The organism is Limnospira sp. PMC 289.06, from assembly GCF_032350395.1.
GTDB classification, from domain to species: domain Bacteria; phylum Cyanobacteriota; class Cyanobacteriia; order Cyanobacteriales; family Microcoleaceae; genus Limnospira; species Limnospira platensis.
The window spans coordinates 1-2,071 of the sequence record NZ_JARPLC010000263.1 but is presented as its reverse complement, the minus strand read 5'-3'; the positions used below and the strand labels follow the sequence as shown (position 1 = coordinate 2,071).

At 50.7% G+C, this 2,071-nt stretch carries 2 protein-coding genes; both read right to left on the bottom strand.

The window, feature by feature from the left end:
- A partial coding sequence (locus tag P5674_RS24300; RefSeq protein ID WP_315670368.1) for a serine/threonine-protein kinase occupies positions 1-916 on the bottom strand: 916 nt, incomplete at its 3' end.
- Positions 917-974: 58 nt separating this feature from the next.
- Positions 975-1,931, bottom strand: coding sequence for a serine/threonine-protein kinase (locus tag P5674_RS24295; protein ID WP_315670367.1), 957 nt, complete (start codon positions 1,929-1,931; stop codon positions 975-977).
- Between the last annotated feature and the right edge of the window lie 140 nt (positions 1,932-2,071).

Genomic DNA, 2,071 nt, shown 5'->3' with positions numbered 1-2,071 from the left:
CAGCCTGACCGCGACGGCGGTTAATTTGTTGTCCATTGGAATTGACCGTAACGATGTCAAAGGAAAAAGAAGTGGTTTTTGGTCGGTAAAGGGGGGTGCGTTTCGGCGGTTCCAACAGCTTTAACCACTCCTGCATCGACTGAGGGCGCTGCGTTTTATTTAACGCCATCCCCGCCATAATCGCATCATTAATAGCATCGCTCACCGATGCCAAATTCTTGGGCGGCACCAACTCTTCCCGGTCCACCTTGCGGGAAAAACAGTCCCTCGGCAACTGCCCCGTTACGGCATAATACAGAGATGCTGCCAGAGTGTAAATATCGACAGTAGGGGAGCGATCGCCTTTAATTAACTGTTCGTAGGGTGCAAAAGCCTGATTGCCAAAAATCTTGGAACTGGTGACACTGGGGACGACATTTCCAGCGATGCCAAAATCAATCAATACCGGCTGACGGTTACCTCGCAACATGATATTAACCGGGGTGGCATCCCGGTGAACAATACCAGCGCGATGCACCTGTGCCAAAGCCTGAGCCACGGGACAAATTAACGCCAGGGCGGTGGCTTCCGAAAGGGGGCCTTGTTCCTGCACCAGAGTATAGAGGTTTTGGCCCTCGATAAATTCCATCACCAGACAATGGGAGTCCGATTCTTCAAATAAGTCCTTGACGCGGACGATGTGGGGGTTGGGGTCCCTCTCCAGTTGGGCTAAAATTTGGGCTTCCCGGATGAAGCGTTGGACGTATTTGGCATAGTCGGGGTCATGTCGCAAAAAGGCATTGGGGGTTTTGATCACCACCGCAGCATTGAAGCCCCGATGCAGGGCTTTGTAGGTAATGCCGAACCCACCCTGTCCCAGGACAGTTTCGATGGTGAATTTGCCGTTTTGGAGTGAGTGTCCGTTAGGCCAGTACATCGTTCGGGTGTCAGTCAGTCAGGATGTCAATATTGTACACCCACCCAGGGCTATTTTTTTAAAATAGGGCGATTATGGCTGCGATCGCACCGAGAATGCCCGCAACAGTAGCAGCCAATTGAAGGGCGATCGGCAGACTATCCCATTGGGGAATTGGCGACCAGCGCCCGATTCCCAATTCCCGCAGAAATTCCGGTACACTCTGGGTGCGATCGCCGGGAACTAAAGCCATGGCATGAACGATCGCCTGATTAACCTTTTGGCTAATCAGGCGATTGTGCAAACGGGGGGGAGTCAAATGCACATCGGAATCGGTATCATAGCGATCTAAGGCACTTTCAGGTTTTTTTCCGGTCAGCAGCACATACAGGGTCGCCGCCAGGCTGTAAACGTCCGTCCAGGGTCCTTTGGGTTCCAGGTGGGAATACAATTCGATGGGTGCAAAGCCATCAACGGTAATTTGTTGGGTGAGGGGATGATCGAAAGACCTCGCCAAGCCAAAATCAATTAAAATCGCCTCTTGTTTTCCGGCGCGAATCATAATATTTCCGGGTTTAAGATCTCGATGCAAAAGACCCCGTTGGTGGACGGAAATCAAAGCCGAACCAATTTGTTGAATATAGCCCAGGGCTATTTTTTCGGGAAGTTGGGGTTCTCCACGCTGGCCGAGACTGACCCCATCAATATAATCCATGACGATACACGGATAGCGAGTATTGGCAAACCATCCCTCCCGCACCGGTTCGTCAAAAATTTCTCGCACTTTGACAATATGAGGATGTTGGCATTGGGAGAGTTTTAGGGCTTCATCATAAAATTTGGTCGCATATTTTTCCCGTTCGGGGGTCTTGAGATCTTTTAACATGGAAGCATCGGGATTCAGGGTTTTAATGGCAACATAGCCATTTGTCCGCACTTCCTTGGCGAGATAGGTGACGGAAAATCGCCCCTGTCCCAAAATGCGATCGACGATATAGTTCCCGTTGTTGAGTTTCTGTCCGTTTTGCCACAACATGATGGAATCGATAAAATATGGGGGTATTTTACCAAAATCCGCTGGTCTTTGGGTTGGGAAAAAGCAACCCGGTTTCTGAGTCTACGGGGGGGCACAGGCTACCCGAAAACCGTAGTTGCTGCTGAGGTAGTCCGGGTCGA